The sequence below is a fragment of the Kushneria avicenniae genome (assembly GCF_900112585.1).
In the GTDB taxonomy this organism is placed as follows: Bacteria; Pseudomonadota; Gammaproteobacteria; order Pseudomonadales; family Halomonadaceae; genus Kushneria; species Kushneria avicenniae.
In genome coordinates, this window is record NZ_FOLY01000003.1 from 41,059 (window position 1) to 57,835 (window position 16,777).

14 protein-coding genes are annotated in these 16,777 nt (G+C 62.8%); 7 read left to right on the plus strand and 7 right to left on the minus strand.

Annotated elements, in window-relative coordinates; genetic code table 11:
- Positions 1-44: 44 nt before the first annotated feature.
- Together BM079_RS06635 and BM079_RS06640 are read right to left on the minus strand one after the other, a co-directional pair.
- Complete coding sequence (locus tag BM079_RS06635; protein ID WP_245742855.1) at positions 45-1,274, minus strand: allantoate amidohydrolase; 1,230 nt, start codon at positions 1,272-1,274, stop codon at positions 45-47.
- Positions 1,267-2,508, minus strand: coding sequence for a pyridoxal-phosphate-dependent aminotransferase family protein (locus tag BM079_RS06640; RefSeq protein ID WP_090132151.1), 1,242 nt, complete (start codon positions 2,506-2,508; stop codon positions 1,267-1,269). Before BM079_RS06640 ends, BM079_RS06635 begins: the two co-directional genes overlap by 8 nt.
- A gap of 253 nt (positions 2,509-2,761) precedes the next feature.
- Between BM079_RS06640 and BM079_RS06645 the strand changes: the two genes are divergently transcribed.
- The 5 genes from BM079_RS06645 to fnr all read left to right on the plus strand — a co-directional run bounded on the left by BM079_RS06645 (position 2,762) and on the right by fnr (position 9,467).
- Positions 2,762-3,748: a TAXI family TRAP transporter solute-binding subunit gene (locus BM079_RS06645; RefSeq protein WP_175489625.1), complete on the plus strand. Its 987-nt coding sequence runs from the start codon at positions 2,762-2,764 to the stop codon at positions 3,746-3,748.
- A gap of 134 nt (positions 3,749-3,882) precedes the next feature.
- Complete coding sequence (locus BM079_RS06650) at positions 3,883-6,489, plus strand: TRAP transporter permease (protein ID WP_090132153.1); 2,607 nt, start codon at positions 3,883-3,885, stop codon at positions 6,487-6,489.
- Between the two features lie 170 nt (positions 6,490-6,659).
- A complete protein-coding gene (locus tag BM079_RS06655; protein WP_090132155.1) occupies positions 6,660-7,088 on the plus strand; it encodes a carboxymuconolactone decarboxylase family protein in 429 nt (142 codons plus the stop codon).
- A gap of 105 nt (positions 7,089-7,193) precedes the next feature.
- Positions 7,194-8,606: an oxygen-independent coproporphyrinogen III oxidase gene (gene hemN, locus BM079_RS06660; RefSeq protein ID WP_245742856.1), complete on the plus strand. Its 1,413-nt coding sequence runs from the start codon at positions 7,194-7,196 to the stop codon at positions 8,604-8,606.
- Positions 8,607-8,723: 117 nt separating this feature from the next.
- The gene (gene fnr, locus BM079_RS06665; protein WP_090132159.1) at positions 8,724-9,467 is read left to right on the plus strand and encodes a fumarate/nitrate reduction transcriptional regulator Fnr; all 744 of its coding nucleotides are present in this window, start codon (positions 8,724-8,726) and stop codon (positions 9,465-9,467) included.
- Between the two features lie 72 nt (positions 9,468-9,539).
- On the opposite strand, the gene BM079_RS06670 is transcribed toward fnr, so the two are convergent.
- Both BM079_RS06670 and BM079_RS06675 read right to left on the minus strand, forming a co-directional pair.
- Positions 9,540-9,941 carry a DUF488 domain-containing protein gene (locus BM079_RS06670; protein WP_090132161.1) on the minus strand — a complete coding sequence of 134 codons (402 nt, stop codon included), beginning with the start codon at positions 9,939-9,941 and terminating at the stop codon, positions 9,540-9,542.
- A 188-nt stretch (positions 9,942-10,129) separates the two neighbouring features.
- The gene (locus BM079_RS06675; RefSeq protein ID WP_175489626.1) at positions 10,130-11,023 is read right to left on the minus strand and encodes an alpha/beta fold hydrolase; all 894 of its coding nucleotides are present in this window, start codon (positions 11,021-11,023) and stop codon (positions 10,130-10,132) included.
- A 192-nt stretch (positions 11,024-11,215) separates the two neighbouring features.
- On the opposite strand from BM079_RS06675, the gene BM079_RS06680 reads away from it, so the two are divergent.
- Positions 11,216-11,950 carry a ParA family protein gene (locus BM079_RS06680; RefSeq protein WP_090132166.1) on the plus strand — a complete coding sequence of 245 codons (735 nt, stop codon included), beginning with the start codon at positions 11,216-11,218 and terminating at the stop codon, positions 11,948-11,950.
- 51 nt (positions 11,951-12,001) lie between these two features.
- On the opposite strand, the gene BM079_RS06685 is transcribed toward BM079_RS06680, so the two are convergent.
- On the minus strand, positions 12,002-12,673 hold the full coding sequence (locus tag BM079_RS06685; protein ID WP_175489627.1) for a DUF2780 domain-containing protein: 672 nt from the start codon (positions 12,671-12,673) through the stop codon (positions 12,002-12,004).
- 217 nt (positions 12,674-12,890) lie between these two features.
- Here BM079_RS06685 and BM079_RS06690 point away from each other — a divergent pair, with 217 nt between their 5' ends.
- Complete coding sequence (locus BM079_RS06690; RefSeq protein ID WP_090132169.1) at positions 12,891-14,093, plus strand: MFS transporter; 1,203 nt, start codon at positions 12,891-12,893, stop codon at positions 14,091-14,093.
- A 9-nt stretch (positions 14,094-14,102) separates the two neighbouring features.
- Here the strand turns inward: BM079_RS06690 and BM079_RS06695 are convergent, their stop codons facing one another.
- Together BM079_RS06695 and BM079_RS06700 are read right to left on the minus strand one after the other, a co-directional pair.
- Positions 14,103-15,719: an L-lactate permease gene (locus BM079_RS06695; RefSeq protein WP_090132171.1), complete on the minus strand. Its 1,617-nt coding sequence runs from the start codon at positions 15,717-15,719 to the stop codon at positions 14,103-14,105.
- A 26-nt stretch (positions 15,720-15,745) separates the two neighbouring features.
- A complete protein-coding gene (locus BM079_RS06700; protein WP_090132173.1) occupies positions 15,746-16,765 on the minus strand; it encodes a 2-hydroxyacid dehydrogenase in 1,020 nt (339 codons plus the stop codon).
- Between the last annotated feature and the right edge of the window lie 12 nt (positions 16,766-16,777).

Genomic DNA, 16,777 nt, shown 5'->3' on the forward strand with positions numbered 1-16,777 from the left:
ACGCCCGGGCTGTCTTCGGCCCGGGCGCGGCTCAGGGCAGGGGGTCAGTCCACCAGCGCAGCGACGGCGGTGCTCATGGCGTTGAGCGCGTCGTCCACGTCGCGGGCCTGGACCGACTCGTCGGGATGGTGACTGATACCGCGGTCGCAGCGCACGAACAGCATGCCGATATCACAGACCGCCGCCATTGCCATGCCATCGTGCCCGGCGCCGCTGGCCAGTCGCATCACCGGGACATTGTCGCTGCCAATGGCCGTCTCGATCGACGTCGACAGCGCCTCGACAAGCTTTGGTGAACAGGCGACCGCTGGTGCCGCATGGGTCTCGTGCCAGCGCCAGACCAGACCACGGGTCTCCCCGATGCGGTCACAGGTCTCGCGAATGGCGGCAAGCGTACGGTCGCGGTCCTCGTCGCGCTCGGCGCGAATATCAAGGCTCATGCGCACCTCGCCGGGAATGACGTTGACCGCGCCGGGAAAGGTCTCCAGCGAGCCAACCGTCGCGACGATGCCGGCGGCGCGTGCCAGCGTCTCGATGGCCACCACCGCTTCGGCCGCACCACACAGCGCATCACGGCGCAGCGTCAGCGGCGTGGTACCGGCATGACCGGCCTCACCGCCGATCGTGATGCTGAAACGCCGGGCACCGGCAATTGCCGTGACCACGCCCAGTGAGCGGCGCTCGGCTTCCAGCACCGGCCCCTGCTCGATATGCGCTTCCAGATAGCCGGCCATGCTTTCGGGGGCACGGGCGGCCTCATGCACGCGCTCGGGGTCGAGACCGAAATCGAGGAACGCCTGGCGCAGGGTCACGCCGTCGCGGCCGACGATCTCCCACCACGCCGGATCCCAGGTACCGGCCACGGCGCGGCTGCCCAGAAGCGCCGTGCCGAACCGGGTACCCTCCTCGTCGGCAAAGGCCACCACATCCACCGAGCGTTTCGGACGCTGCCCGGCGGCGTTGAGACGCGCCGCTACGCCGATCGCCAGCAGCACGCCCAGAGGGCCATCAAAACGCCCGGCGTTGATGACGCTGTCACTGTGCGAGCCCAGCACCAGCGCCGCCAGTGACGGGTCGCTGCCTTCCAGCCGCCCCCACTGGTTGCCGGCAGCATCCTGCCAGGTCTGCATCCCGGCATCCTGCATCCACCGCGCCAGCTGCGCGTTGGCACGGGCGTGTTCCGGCGTCAGGTAGCAGCGCGTGAGCTGTCCTTCATCAGCCGAGATGGCAGCGAGCTGGTCACAGGCCGCAACGATCGCTTCACCGTTATGCATGGGTATTCCCCGCATGCTGCTGATAGTACTCGCGCGCAGCGCCCGCGCCGCTGCCGGCCGTGATGCTGACGCCGGCCTGACGCAGTACTTCCTCGAGCGCGGAAAGCGTGGTCATGACGGTGTCGCGACGGGCGTTGTAGCCCATGGTGCCGATGCGCCAGATGCGACCGTGCAGCGGACCGAAGGAGGTGCCGATCTCGATGGCGTAGTCTTCCAGCAGCGTGCGACGCAGCACTTCGCCCTCCACGCCGTCGGGAATGTAGATGCCGACCACATTGTTCATGCGATGGGCCTGATCACCGAACAGCTCAAGCCCCATGGCCGACAGCCCTGCCGTGAGCGCGCTGCCATGCAGGGCGTGCCGGGCGATGGCCTGATCCATGCCTTCATTGACCAGCAGTCGGGCACATTCACGCGCGCCGTAGAGCATGCTGGTGGCTTCGGTATGGTGGTTCAGACGCGCTTCACCCCAGTAATCAAGGATCATGCCAAGGTCGAAGTAGTTCGAGCGAATGCGCTCGCCCCGGCCACCGTCATGGCCAGTACCGACCAGACCGGCTTCAACGTGCGAGCGGGCGCGGATGCGCTCGACGGCGCGCGGCGACAGCGTCGTCGGTGCGCTGCCGGAGGGGCCGGCCAGGCACTTCTGCAGACCGGCGGTGACGGCGTCGAGCTGCCAGGCATCGGTGTCCAGCACGTTGCCCGCCAGCGAGGCAGTAGCATCGGTATAAAAGAGCACGTCATGCGCGCGGCAGATCCGGCCGATCTCTTCCAGCGGCTGGCACATGGTGGTCGAGGTATCGCCCTGCACCATGGCGAGTACCTTCGGATTCACCTCGCGAATGGCGGTTTCGACCTGCTCGGGCGTAAAGACCTCGCCCCACTCGACCTCGATGATGTGCACCTCGGCGCCGGCGCGTTCGGCGATTTCGCGCAGTAGATGGCCAAAGCGGCCGAACACCGGCACCAGCACCCGGTCACCCGGCTCGATCAGCGACACCAGAACGGCCTCGATGCCGGCGCGCGATGTGCCGTCAATCAAAAGTGTGGCGTCGTTTGTTGTGCGAAAGACCTCGCGATAGAGCGCCTGGGTATCGTTCATGCAGGCGGTCATCGCCGGGTCATACTGGCCGATCAGCGGTGCAGACATGGCGCGCAGCACGCGCGGGTCGGCGTTGATCGGGCCGGGGCCCATCAGAAGACGTGTGGGGGGATTGAAGGACTCAAGCGACATGGCAGGCAACCTCGTTACGATCGTTTCATAACGATGCTATAGGAAACCATGGTTGCAGCGCGACCCCCTGATGATTGATTTTTATCATCACCCCGGGGCCAGAACGCTGATCGAGCGAGCGCATCAAGCTTTTATGAAACTTAACCTAGTAGGATGGTCGTTTTGCAGTGTCATGATTGCAGCAGTAACGTAGCGTCACCGGACAGGCGTTGCCTGTCACAAGGGATAACAAGCCATAAAAAGGAACCTTCCCATGATCAAACGCCAGACGCTTACTGCAATGCTGTCAGCGACCGTCATGACGCTGGGGGCGCTCGCCATGTCTGCCACCAGCGCTCAGGCCGGCGAACAAAAGTTCATGACCATCGGCACCGGCGGTCAGACCGGCGTCTACTACGTGGTCGGACAGTCGATCTGTCGCTTCGTCAATCAGGGGGACAGCGGCTATCGCTGTAATGCCCCGTCGACCGGCGCGTCAGTGGCCAACGTCAACGGTATTGAAAATGGCGATCTGGATCTGGGCGTGGCCCAGTCCGACGTGCAGTACAACGCCTACAACGGTGAAGGCCAGTTCGAAGGCAAGGCCCATGAAGACCTGCGCAGCGTCTTTGCCATGCATGGCGAGCCGCTGACGCTGGTGGCCCGCGCCGATTCCGGCATCAAAACGCTGGATGATCTCAAGGGCAAGCGCGTCAACATCGGCAACCCGGGCTCCGGCAACCGTGCCACCATGGAAGTGGTGATGGCCGCCAAGGGCTGGACCACCAGCGACTTTGCGCTTGCCTCCGAACTCGACAGCGCCGAACAGGCGTCCGCACTGGCTGATAACAACATCGACGCCATGGTGTTCGTCGCCGGTCACCCCAACGGTTCGATTCAGGAAGCCACCACTACCACCGATGCCCGCATCATTCCGCTTGACGGTGAAGTCATCCAGAAACTGGTCGAAGAACATCCCTACTACAGCTTCTATACCGTGCCCGGTGGCATGTACAAAGGCAATCCGGACGACGTGAAAACCTTCGGTGTCGGCGCGACCGTCGTCAGTTCCGAGAAGGTGGACAACGATCTGGTGTACGCCGCCGTCAAGGCTGTGTTCGACAACTTTGATCGTTTCAAGAAGCTCCACCCTGCCTTCTCCACGCTCGACCCCGAAACCATGGTCAATCAGGGCCTGTCGGCGCCGCTGCATGACGGCGCGAAGCGCTACTATCAGGAAAAGGGCTGGCTCAGCGAGTAAGCCCGGCTGACCCGGGCCGCATCAATGGCGATACGGGTCACCCTTGACGACGCAACGCCTCCATCCGGGGGCGTTGCGTCATTTCCGATCCGGGCCTGTGCTCCGGAAAGGTATTGCCGCCAGAGGATGCGGACATGAACACAACTCCCTCTTCGACCGAACGCCCGGACGTGGATGCCAGAGAACTGGCCGCCGCGGCCGACACCGGTGGCCGCCAGCTGCAGGGGGCTGCCGCCCGCCTGCTGCTAATCGTGGCCGTGGCCTGGTCGCTGTTTCAGCTCTGGATCACCTCACCGCTGCCCTATGCCCTGGGCTTCGGCGTTTTTGGCGCCACCGAGGCACGCTCGATCCATCTGGCGTTTGCGCTCTTTCTCGCCTTTCTCTCCTGGCCGGCGCTCAAGCGCTCGCCGAAGGATCGCATTCCGGTCACGGACTGGGTGCTGGCCTTTGTGGCCGCCTTTTGCGCGCTGTATATCTATCTGTTCTATGACCAGCTTGCCAATCGACCCGGCAACCCGATCACACAGGATGTGATCGTTGGCGTTGCCGGACTGATACTGCTGCTGGAAGGCGCGCGTCGGACACTGGGGCCGCCGCTGATGATCGTGGCGCTGGTCTTTCTGGGCTACTCGCTGGCAGGCCCGTACATGCCGGGCATGCTGGCCCACCGCGGCGTCAGCTTTGAGGCCCTGATCAATCACCAGTGGCTGACCACCCAGGGGGTCTTCGGGATCGCGCTGGGGGTGTCCACAAGCTTCGTGTTCCTGTTCGTGCTCTTTGGTGCGCTGCTCGACAAGGCCGGTGCCGGCAACTATTTCATCAAGGTCGCCTTCTCGATGCTGGGCCACTATCGAGGTGGGCCGGCCAAGGCGGCCGTAGTGGCCTCCGGGCTGACCGGGCTGATCTCGGGCTCCTCGATTGCCAATACGGTCACCACCGGCACCTTTACCATTCCGATGATGAAGCGGGTCGGGTTCACCTCGACCAAGGCCGGTGCGGTTGAAGTCGCCTCCTCGGTCAACGGTCAGATCATGCCGCCGGTCATGGGTGCGGCGGCCTTTTTGATGGTCGAGTACGTCGGCATCCCCTATATCGAGGTCATCAAGCACGCCTTTTTGCCGGCGATGATCTCCTACATCGCACTGTTTTATATCGTTCATCTCGAGGCCATGAAGGCCGGTATGCAGGGACTCAAGAGCGCCAACCCACCGAAGCCCTGGCTTTTCAAACTGCTGGGATTTGCCACCGGTCTGGTCGGTCTGATGGCGCTCAGCGCTGCGGTTTATTACGGGCTGGGCTGGCTCAAGCCGGTGCTGGGCGACTCGACGCCCTGGGTGGTGTCGGTGGCGCTGGTGGTGATCTATGTCGCCCTCCTGAAGCTTGGCGCACGCTATCCGGAGCTTGAACACGATACGCCTGACACCAGCATCACGACCCTGCCCCAGACGCGACCGACCGTCATGGTGGGTCTGCACTATCTGCTGCCGGTAGTGGTGCTGGTCTGGTGCCTGATGGTCGAGCGGCTCTCGCCGGGGCTGTCGGCCTTCTGGGCCACCGTTTTGATGATGGTCATCATGGTAACGCAGCGCCCGCTGAGCGCTCTTTTCCGCGGCCGGCTGGAGCTCGGCAACCACCTGCGCGAGGGGTTTATTGATCTGTGGAACGGGCTGGTCGACGGCGCGCGCAACATGGTCGGCATCGGCATCGCAACCGCCACGGCCGGTATCATCGTCGGCGCAGTGTCCCAGACCGGCGTCGGCCTGGTACTGGCCGATCTGGTCGAACATCTCTCCATGGGCAGCCTGTTTCTGATGCTGCTGCTGACCGCCATCCTGAGTCTGATTCTGGGCATGGGCCTGCCGACCACCGCCAACTACATCGTGGTGTCGGCGCTGCTGGCGCCGGTCATTGTGCAGCTGGGCCAGCAGCAGGGGCTGATCGTGCCGCTGATCGCGGTGCATCTGTTCGTGTTCTATTTCGGCATCATGGCCGATGTGACCCCGCCGGTGGGTCTGGCCTCCTTTGCCGCGGCGGCAATCTCGGGCGCCGATCCGATCCGCACCGGCTTCCAGGCCTTCTGGTACAGTCTGCGCACGGCCGCCCTGCCGTTTCTGTTCATCTTCAATACCGACCTTTTGCTCATCAATGTCGATCTCTGGCACGGCATCATCATTTTTGTGGTGGCCACTGTCGCCATGCTGGTCTTCGCGGCGGCCACCCAGGGCTGGTTTGTGGTGCGCAACCGCTGGTACGACACCATCCTGCTGCTGCTGGTGGCCTTTACCCTGTTTCGCCCGGGCTTCTGGCAGGACATGATCGTCCCGCCGTATGAGGAGATACCGCCGGCGCAGTTTTCCCAGGCCTACGGCGAGCTGGGTGACCAACAGTCCATGCGCGTCGGCATTGAAGGGATCGACGACTACGGCGCGCCGATGAGCCTGATCATCGAAGTACCGGCCGTCGAGGGCGATGACGGTCAGGCACGGCTGGACACTCTGGGGCTGACGCTTCGACAGGACGGTGATACCACGCTGGTGGACATGGTCGGCTGGGGGAGCCAGGCAAGCGAACTGGGCTTTGACATGGACCAGACGATCACGTCGGTGGGCCTGCCCCGCGAACGATTTGCCAAGGAGTGGCTGTGGATACCGGCGCTTGCGGTACTGGCACTGATTATTTACTTGCAGCGCAGGCGTCGAACGGATCAGACTGATACACGTGCGGCATCAACGGCTTCCTGACCCGCTGGCGCCGCCCGTGCAGGTCCGGACGGCGCCGGCTACGATGCCCGACAGATCCTGTCAAAAAGATAAAAGTTTAAACCGCGCTCAACTTTTTAAAGGCAGGCTGTGGATTAATTGCTGTCATGAGCGTTAAATAGGACCAGATCAATACCAATTCGAGGTGGACCATGACCGGTGAAAGACCCAGGCGAATCGATGCGACCGATATCTACCACACGACCCGTGCGGTACGACATTGCAGTCTCGATCCTTCCATTCGCTGTCTGGCAGAGCTTCGCACCTCGCAGATCAACGGCGGCTGCGACAACTGCGAGAACCTGCGCGTCAGTGAAGCCGAATCACTGGGCATTGATGCCGACAAGATCCGCGAGCTGGCACGCTGGGCCGACTCCGACCGCTTCACCGCTCGCGAGCGCGCGGCGCTGGCCTGGTGTGAGTCCTTCACTCATTTCCGCCCGGTGGATGCCAGTACCCGCATGATGGCCATCAACACCTTCTCGCCGCGTGAACTGGCCGACCTGACCCTGGCCATCGAACTGACCAGTACCATGTCGCGCGTGGCACGCCACATGGACAGCGAAGCTCGCGTGGGCTGACATGTCTTTCCGGTGGTCGCCACCGGCATGATTTGATCTGGATCAGACCTCGAAAGATACGATGCTCGTAGCATGGCGATATCACCGCCTGCCACGAGCATCGTCATGTTGTCACCTGCCCCTCGACCCGATTGTCCCGCTGTTCCGTTCTCTCCGGACGCTGATCTGCTCAAGCGTCATGACGGCGCCGGGCCACGCTATACCTCCTATCCGCCGGCCACGGCCTTTACCGATCATTTCGGCTCTGAACAGCTGACCCGGGCACTGTCGCGCAGCAATGCCGGTGATCGCGGTCTGTCGCTTTATGTCCATATCCCCTTTTGCCGGCGCATCTGCTTTTACTGCGGCTGCCACCGCATCGCTACCCGCCAGACGGCCATGGCCGAGCCCTATCTGGATCGGCTGACGCGTGAAATGACCCTGATCGGGCGTCACCTGGACAACCATCGTGTGGTCGAACAGCTTCACTGGGGCGGCGGCACACCGACTTTTCTGGACCTTGATCAGATGAGTCGGCTGATGGACCAGCTCGGTGCGCACTTCACACTCTCCAGTGCGCCGGAGCGTGACTTTGCCATCGAGATCGACCCCCGCGAGGCCAATATCTACACCCTGCGCCATCTACAGTCGCTGGGGTTCAATCGGCTGAGTCTGGGTGTGCAGGATCTGAACGTGCGGGTGCAGAAGGCCATTAACCGGCTCCAGCCGCGAGAGCTGAGCGAGAACCTCATCGACGAGGCCCATCGGCTCGGCTTTCGCTCGCTGAATCTGGACCTGATCTACGGCCTGCCGCATCAGAGCGTGGCCAGCTTTGCCGACACCCTGGACCAGGTGATCGACATGGCCCCGGCCCGACTGTCAGTTTTCAACTATGCCCATCTGCCCGAGCGCTTTCTGCCCCAGCGGCGCATCAACAGCGCTGATCTGCCGGACACGGCCACCCGACTGGCCATTCAGTGCATGATGGTGGAGAAGCTGACACAGGCAGGTTACCTCCATATCGGCATGGACCACTTCGCCAGACCCGACGACAGCCTGGCCGTGGCGCAGCGCGAGGGAGAACTGCAGCGCAACTTTCAGGGCTATACCACCCACGCCCACTGCGACCTGGTCGGCCTTGGCGTATCGGCCATCAGCCAGATCGATGACGTTTATGCCCAGAACACGACGCAGCTCGAGGGCTGGCAGGACGCCATCGACCACGGACGGCTGGCCACCTGTCGCGGCGTGCGGCTGAGCGGCGACGACCGCCTGCGCCGCGACGTGATCCATCGGCTCATGTGCGACATGCAGCTTGATTTCGACGCCATCGAAGCGAATTTCGGCATCGATGCGTCATACTATTTCGCTGATGTATTTGAAAGACTTGCCACCTTTCGACGAGACGGTCTCATCGAATATGATAAGAACCTGCTTATGGTAACCCCCATGGGGCGACTGCTGATCCGCCAGCTGGCCATGACCTTTGATGCGCATCTGCCGTCCGAACCACGGCAGCGGTTTTCGCGGATGCTCTAGGCGTACGTTCCGGGCAGGGATCAACTGGCCGGCTCAATGTTCGCCACTGGCACCAGGTGGCCGCGGATCCTGGTGAGCCCGCCACCTCACACCCATGCACAGGAGCCTGCCAGGCCAATGAACACCTCTCATCTTCACCGGACACGCTGCCAGACCTGCTCGCTGAGCTCGCTTTGTCTGCCGCTGTCCCTGTCATTTGATGATGTTGAGCAGTTCGACACCATTGTGCGCCGCCGTTCACCGCTGACACGCGGTGAGACCCTCTACATGCAGGGCGAAAAGTTTGAAAATGTTTATGCCGTGCGCAGTGGCAGCCTCAAGCAGACCATCATTGAGGCCAACGGCGAGGAGCAGATCACCAGCTTCTATCTCCCCGGCGAGCTGGTCGGCCTGGACAGCATCGACAGCGACACACACCCGGGCTTTCTGACGGCGCTGGAGCGCACCACGGTCTGTGAAATTCCCTTCAAGCGGCTGGAAAGCCTCTCGGAGCAGTTGCCGGAGCTGCGCCATCAGCTCTATCGCTGCATGAGCCGCGAGATTGTCGATGACCGTCGCCTGATGCGACTTCTATCCAGCAAGACGGCCGATGAGCGTCTGGCGAGCTTCTTTCGCAATCTGTCGGTGCGCCTTGATCGCTGCGGCCACAGCGCCGTGCGCTTTCGCCTGCCGATGTCACGCAGCGATATCGGCACCCATCTGGGACTGGCCATCGAAACCATCAGCCGCGTACTGGGCCGATTCCAGCAGCAGGGACTGCTCAACATCCAGGGACGTCAGGTCGAGATTCTGGACATGGTGGCCCTGAGCGAGCGCGCGGGCATCGTCACTCCCTGCTGTGGCGAGCAGAAACACGCCTGATTGCTGATGACGGGCCATAAACAAAAACGCCCCGATCGTGTCGGGGCGTTTCGGTATGCATGGCAGGCAGCTTCAGTGCGCCTCGGCGACCGCGATCGGCGCGCTGTCTGCACGTTCCTGTTGCAGCGCCTCGAGAATCACTTCGCGCAGGACAGGCAGATGCGAGCCTTCCAGATCACGAACGGCACTGACCAGCGTCAGCCGGCTCTGACGCGCCTGATCCAGCAGCGGCTCAAGATCGCCCGGATTGAGCTCCAGACGATAGCGACGCTCGAAGGTCGTGCGATCAATGCGCCCACTTTCCCAGGCATGGCGCAACCGACGCGACGGCGCCACGGCGCGATACCATTGCTCGACCGAGAGTTCCTCTTCGCGCTTGCCGCGCGGCCAGACCTGATCCACCAGCCAGCGCGCCCCGTCCTGCTGGTTCGAGTGCTGATAGACGCGCTTGAGGCGGACATCGCCAATAAGCATATTACCCCCTGCAATGATGTTCCCGGACCCGAGGGCCCTTCTTCTTTTGAGGTGACAGCACGTCAAGAATACACCCGGTGCCAGGTCGTTTCACCCGCGAGGGACGGCGCGGCACAATCGCCCTGCCTTCCAATGTCTCATACCCGCCAACCATGCGGCTGATAGCGAATACAGGTCAGTGGCGGAGATCACTCGTGCTGACCTGCCCGGTCATGCCATGCCAGGATGGCCGAAAGTACCTCATCGGGGTACTCCTCGTGCACCGACAGTCGACCATGGGGCAGCGATACCATATCGATGCCGGGCAGCGTGCCCAGCGCCTTCATTTCGGCGCGGGAACGCGGCGGCATCCGTTCGCTCATGATCACAAGCGTTCGGGCGCTGGCCCCCTTGAGCGCGGCAACGCAGGCCTCGCGGCGATTGAAGGGGTCCACGGCGCCGGTTACAAAGCGTATCGAGCCATGACGCGCACCGGGCGTACGCGCCACCTGACGCTTGGCCGCCAGACGCTCGCCCGACAGCCAGTTCGGGGTGTCATAGACATGCTCGCCGGCCATACGGCGCAAAAACCAGTTGCTGACGTTGAGTCGATAGATCCCGGCGCCGATGACCGGGCGATCAAACCAGGCGCGCAGATGGCCGAACCACGGCTTGTGCTCGCCGGCCATGGTCGGAAGCGGCCCGCGCCAGGTGGGCGCAATCAGCACCAGCCGGTCGGCAGCATCCGGATGCTGCTCCAGATGACGAATGACCATCCCGGCACCGTGGCCGGCCGCAATGATCATTTCGGGAAGAAAGACGACCTCATCGAGCAGGTAGTCGATAAAGGCCGTCAGCATGCCCGGCTCGGCCTCCATGAAAGGTCGCGGGCGATCACCAAACCCCGGCCAGTCCACCGAAACCGTTGTGAAACGCTCGGTCAGCCCCGCCTGCAGTGCATCCATTTCGTGACGCGTTGAAATGCTCGATAGCGCCGGCAGCAGCAGCACTTCCGGCCCCTGGCCGCGGCGGGTCATACCAACCTCGATGGTCATCCCGCCCCACGTCCAGTGCAGCGTCTCTTCTGTCACATCACTTTCCATGCTGCTGCTCCCGTTGCCTGAATGCTGTTTGCTGACCCGCGTCATCCTTCACGGCCCATCCATCATGACACAGATCACCAGAACCGGCGGCGAGACGCCCGACCTCGCGCCCTGTCATCAGAACGTCATTGAATGGACACAAACTCGAATCGTCTTACGGGATTCAACAGCAATAACAATGGGGAGAACATCATGCAGATGCTGGCGCTTTACAGTATCAAGGGCGGCGTGGGCAAGACGGCCTCCGCCGTTAACCTGGCCGCCCAAGCCAGCCTTAGCGGCCGGCGCGTACTGCTATGGGATCTGGACCCGCAGGCGGCCACCACCTTCTATCTGCGCAACAAGCCCCGAATACGCGGTGGCGGGGTCGAAAAGCTGGTCAAGGGCAAGGCCACACTGGAAAAGACCATCCGCGGCACCGAGCTCGACCACCTGGATCTGCTGCCGGCCAGCCCTGAGGCCCGTGACATGGACATGCTGCTGGAGGGGCGCAAGGCAAGCCGCCTGCGCAAGATGCTCAAGCCGGTCAGCAACGATTACGATCTCGTCATTCTCGACTGTCCGCCGGGGTTGTCCACACTGTCAGAGCAGGTGTTTTCAAGCGTGGATGCCCTGCTGGTACCGGTCGTGCCCACGACGCTGTCGATGAGGACCCTGACCCAGCTGCAGCAGCATCTCGACGGCGAGCACATCACGACGCCGCTGTGGCCCTTTTTCACTCTGGTGGATCGCCGCCGTAATCTACATCAGGAGAGCATGACAGGCTTTCACGAGCAGTGGCCCGCCCGACTGTCGGCCAACATCCCCTATGCCAGCGCGGTCGAGCAGATGGGCGTGCATCAGGCCCCCCTGACACAGTTCGCCCCGCGTACAGCCGCCGCCGTGGCCTACCGCAATTTATGGGAGGAGATTGCTGGACGGCTTTAAGGCGCCCGGCATTGGGGCAATGCAGACCATTGCCCCGACGAACGCTTGATTCTAGCGCCCTGCGCCCCAGATACTGCCCAGTGAGCTCAGAAGATTACCGGACACGCCCTGACCGCCCAGATAGTTGAGCATGACCGGGGCAAACTGGCTGACCATGCCGGCATCCATGCCCAGCATGCTGAAGGCGCTCGAGGTCAGCGACGATGTGTTGCCGCTCTGGCCGCCACCCATGCCGGAGAGTTTCGACAGCATCGACTGGCTGCCGGACATCGCCTGAGCGCTGGAGAGCAGGCCATCCACACCCGGCGCCTGATTGGAGAGCTGGTTGAACTGATCGCTGCCCATCTGGCTCTTCGCTGCCGCCAGCAGCGCTGCCGAGCCGCCGATGGCCTGGGCCTGGCTGACCCCGAGCTGGTCGGTCAGCTGGCCAATCAGCTGCGACGCCTGCCCCAGATTGTTATTTGTCGTGCCCACCGCGGCCGCCTGTTGCTGACGCGGCGCATTGTCCTGCCCCAGCAGTTGCCCCAGCTGCGAAGAGAGTCCCGAGCGGTTCTGCTGGCCCTGTTGTCCCTGCTGCACGGGCGTTCGTGTCTGCTGGCCCTGACCGTTCTGACTGTTCATCGCTTCCATGGCCTGATTGACGTCCCCCAGATTGAACGCCATGGCCGAGGTCGACAGACTGACCATCCCTGCGCTTGCCAGTATCGCGATTGTCCTTTTCAACGCTGCTCTCCTGCCATGGACACGCCGGCAAACGGCGCGTCCGAAAGTGATCATCCCGAAAGGATTGGACAGACACTTGCCATCCGGGTTCGGCCAACCCTGGCACAGCCGCCATACTTTTGCCGCAGCAACCACAAGCCTGCGCCATTTTATTCCGATCCCATGCGACTCGCGCGCCGATCTGTACCAGGCTTGCGAGACAACAGGGAGTCCTCTCATGTCCGGTTCTGGTACACCGATACAGCGCTCTCCGGGGCGGCTTTCATTTCTGCTGGTCACTTTCGCCTTTTTGATGGCCATGCTGGGCACCACCCTGCCCACGCCACTCTATCCGATCTATCAGACCCGGATGGATTATTCCCAGATCATCATCACGGTGATCTTTGCTGCCTACGCCGTAGGCGTCATCGCGGCCCTGATCGGTTTTGGCAGCTGGTCGGATCAATTGGGCCGACGACGTCTTCTGATAGCAGGACTGGGGCTGGCAATCGTCAGCAATGTGGTCTTTCTCTCAAGCCCTCAGCTGGTCCCGCTGTTGATCGGCCGTCTGCTGTCGGGGCTGTCGGCCGGTATCTTTACCGGTACCGCCACGGTCGCGGTCATCGAACAGGCCCCGCCCGAGTGGCAAAAGGGCGCAACGCTGACCGCCACCGCCACCAACGTCATGGGACTGGGGCTGGGCCCGCTGGTGGCGGGCGTGCTGGCGCAGTATGCGGTGTGGCCGCTGCATCTTCCCTACGCTCTGCACATCGTGCTGTGCCTGCTGGCCATCATTGGCGTGTGGTGGGCGCCGGAGACCGTCGAACGCCCCGACCGGGTGCATCTCCATATCCAGCGCCTCGGCGTGCCCGATGAGGTGCGCGGTGTCTTCATACCGGCGGGGATCGCGGGCTTTGCCGGTACCGCCGTGCTGGGACTCTTTACCGCGGCCGCGCCATCGTTCGTTCAGAAGCTCCTCGAGATCGACAATCTCGCCATGATCGGTGTGGTGGTCATCACGCTGTTTATCGCCTCGGCGCTCGGTCAGGCAGGCATGCGTTTTATTCCCGAGCGTCGACGTCTAATCATCGGCTGTCTGATTCTCGCCACGGGCGTACTGGTGGTCGGCAGTGCGATTGGTCTGGCCTCGCTCTGGCTAATGCTCATCGGGGCCGCCATTTCAGGCGCCGGCCAGGGGCTGACCCTGCGCGCAGGCCTCGGGGAAGTGGTAGGCGCCTCGCCGGCAGATCGCAAAAGCGAGGTCACCTCGACCTATTTTGTGGTGATCTACGTGGCGATCTCGCTGCCTGTGGTGGGCCTGGGCGTCACGGCCGCACTGACCAGTCTGGTGGCCGCCGGCATTGTTTTCTCGGTGATTGTGGCGGCGCTGGCGCTGACGGCGATGGGCCTTTTGATCCGGCGCCAGCGCCGTGAAGGGTAATCCCCTGTTTCACATCAATGAAAGCACGAAGGTCCACAGGCAGGCATAGGCCAAAAGCGCCAGGCTGTAGCGCAGCGTGGCCCGCATGATGTCGGACTCCTGACCCACCAGCCCCACGGCGCCGGCGGCAATGGCGATCGACTGGGGTGACACCACCTTGGCCATGCCCCCGCCACTCGTGTTGGCCGCCACCAACAGGGGCTGACTGGCCCCGATCTGCCCGGCCGTTACGGCCTGCAGGTGGGCAAACAGGACATTGTTGTTGACCACCGAGCCGGTGATGAACACGCCCAGCCAGCCGATCACCGGGGAGATCAGCGGAAAGGCTCTGCCGGCTTCCGCCAGCGCCAGCCCCAGTGTTGACGAGGTGCCCGAGAAATTGGCCACATAGGCCACCGACATCACCAGACAGATGGTCGCCAGCGGTTTCCAGAGCTCGCGTGTCACGGTCAGCAGCTGGCCGGCACTCTGGCGCAGCGACAGGGTTTTCGAGGTCAGCGTGGTCACGATCACGGCAAGCAGTATGGCCGTACCCGACGCCCCCACCAGCTCGATCCTCCAGAGCGCCGCCAGCGAATGCGCCGCCGAGGCAATGGGCGGCAGCTCCTGCACCTGCAGATGAAGCCCCGGCATCGGCCACTGAATCACGGTGACTGCCAGCGCACCACCTGCAGCAAACAGGGCACGAAAGGCCGGCAGACTCCAGACCATGATGATGGCGGTCAGAATATAAAACGGCGACCAGGCCAGCAGAACCGCTGTTAGAGGCCAGCGTCTGGCACTGACCGGCGGCGCGCCGGGCTCGCGATAGACATGTGTCGGGCGCCAGAGACGCATGAACAGCGCCAGCGCAGCCATGGACAGCAGCGGCGGCACGATGTCCACCAGCTCCGGCCCCAGCAGGTAGAGCACCAGTGCCTGACTCCCCGAGAACAGTACGCCCACCAGTGTGACCACCGGCCAGGTCTGTTTCAGGCCGCGCCAGCCGTCCAGAATCATCACCAGCAGGGCCGGGATGAACAGCGTGGAAAGCTGCAGGATGGCGATCAGCATGGGCGCCAGCGCGCCGGTGGTCACGCCGCCCTGCTGCGCACCGACAATGATGGGAATGCCGATGGCGCCATAGGCGCCCGCCGCGGCATTGGACACCAGGCACAGCATGGCGGCTCGGATCGGCTTGAACCCCAGCTCCACCAGCAGTGCAGCACAGATGGCAATCGGCACCCCAAAGCCTGCGGCACCTTCCAGAAAGCCCCCAAAGCAGAAGGCGATCAAGAGCACCTGGATGCGCTGATCCTCCGAGATGGTCGCAATGCTGCCGCGGATGATCTCGAACTTGCCACTCTTGACCGCGATCCGGTACAGCCACACCGCCATCAGCACGATATAGCCGATCGGCCAGAGGCCATTGGCCATGCCATAGAGGGCAGCCATGACCGCCTTGTGCAGCGGCATGCCGAACAGCCACAGCGCCATGATCAACGACAGCCCCAGTGTCATGACCGCAGCCGTCAGCGCCTTGAGCCTGAATACCGTCAGGGCCAGTAAAAAAAACACCATGGGCAGGGCCGCGACAAGCGCCGACAACAGCGGCTGACCAAGGGGATTATAAATCTGTTGCCACATGAGCCTTGCCTCCGGGGAAACAGGTATTAGCGCGAGTCAGCGTTTCCCTGCATGAGGGCGTTGTCACAGGGGACGCCACGCGTCAGGCAGAGCAGATTATTGAGCGTGACCTGAGCGATCTCGCGCAGGGCCTCGGCCGTGAAAAAGCCCTGATGGCCGGTTACCAGCACATTGGGAAAGGTCATGAGCCGCGAGAAGACATCGTCATCAATGATCTCGGAGGAGTGATCCTGAAAGAACAGCCCGCTTTCCTGCTCGTAGACATCGATGCCCAGCGCGCCGAGCTGGCGCGACTTGAGCGCCTCGATCACGGCGCGGGTATCGATCAGTGCGCCGCGGGAGGTATTGATCAGCATCGCGCCCGGCTTCATGCGGGCAAGCGAGGCGTCATTGATCAGATGGTGGGTGGCCTCGAGCAGCGGGCAGTGCAGCGAGACGATATCGGACTGAGACAGCAGCGCATCCACCGTCACGATCTCGCCGAGGTCGGCAAAGGCCTCGGCAGGGAAGGGATCACTGCCCAGCACCCGGCACCCCAGTCCCTTGAAGATGCGCGCCGTGGCCAGACCGATACGACCGGTACCGACAATGCCGACCGTTTTGCCCTGTAGTGTCATGCCCAGCAGGCCATCAAGGGCGAAGTTGCCTTCGCGCACACGGTTGAAGGCGCGATGGGTATGACGGTTGAGGGTCATGGCCAGCGCCAGCGCATGTTCGGCCACCGCCTCGGGCGAATAGGCCGGTACCCGGGCAACGAAAAAACCGAGCCGTTCGGCGGCATCCAGGTCGATGTTGTTGAACCCGGCACAGCGCAACACGATCGCCTTCACCCCCATGTCCGCCAGCGCTTCGAGTACGCCCTCATCCAGCACGTCATTGACGAACACGCACACGGCGTCGCTGCCCTCGGCCAGTGCCGTGGTCTGCTGTGACAGGGCCACCCGCTGATAGATCAGCTCGAAGGGTGTATCGGCAAACCCTTCGAGCCGACCCTCTTCAAAAAAGCGTTCATCGTAGGGCTGGGCACTATAGAAGGTCACTTTCATGAAGTACTCCAC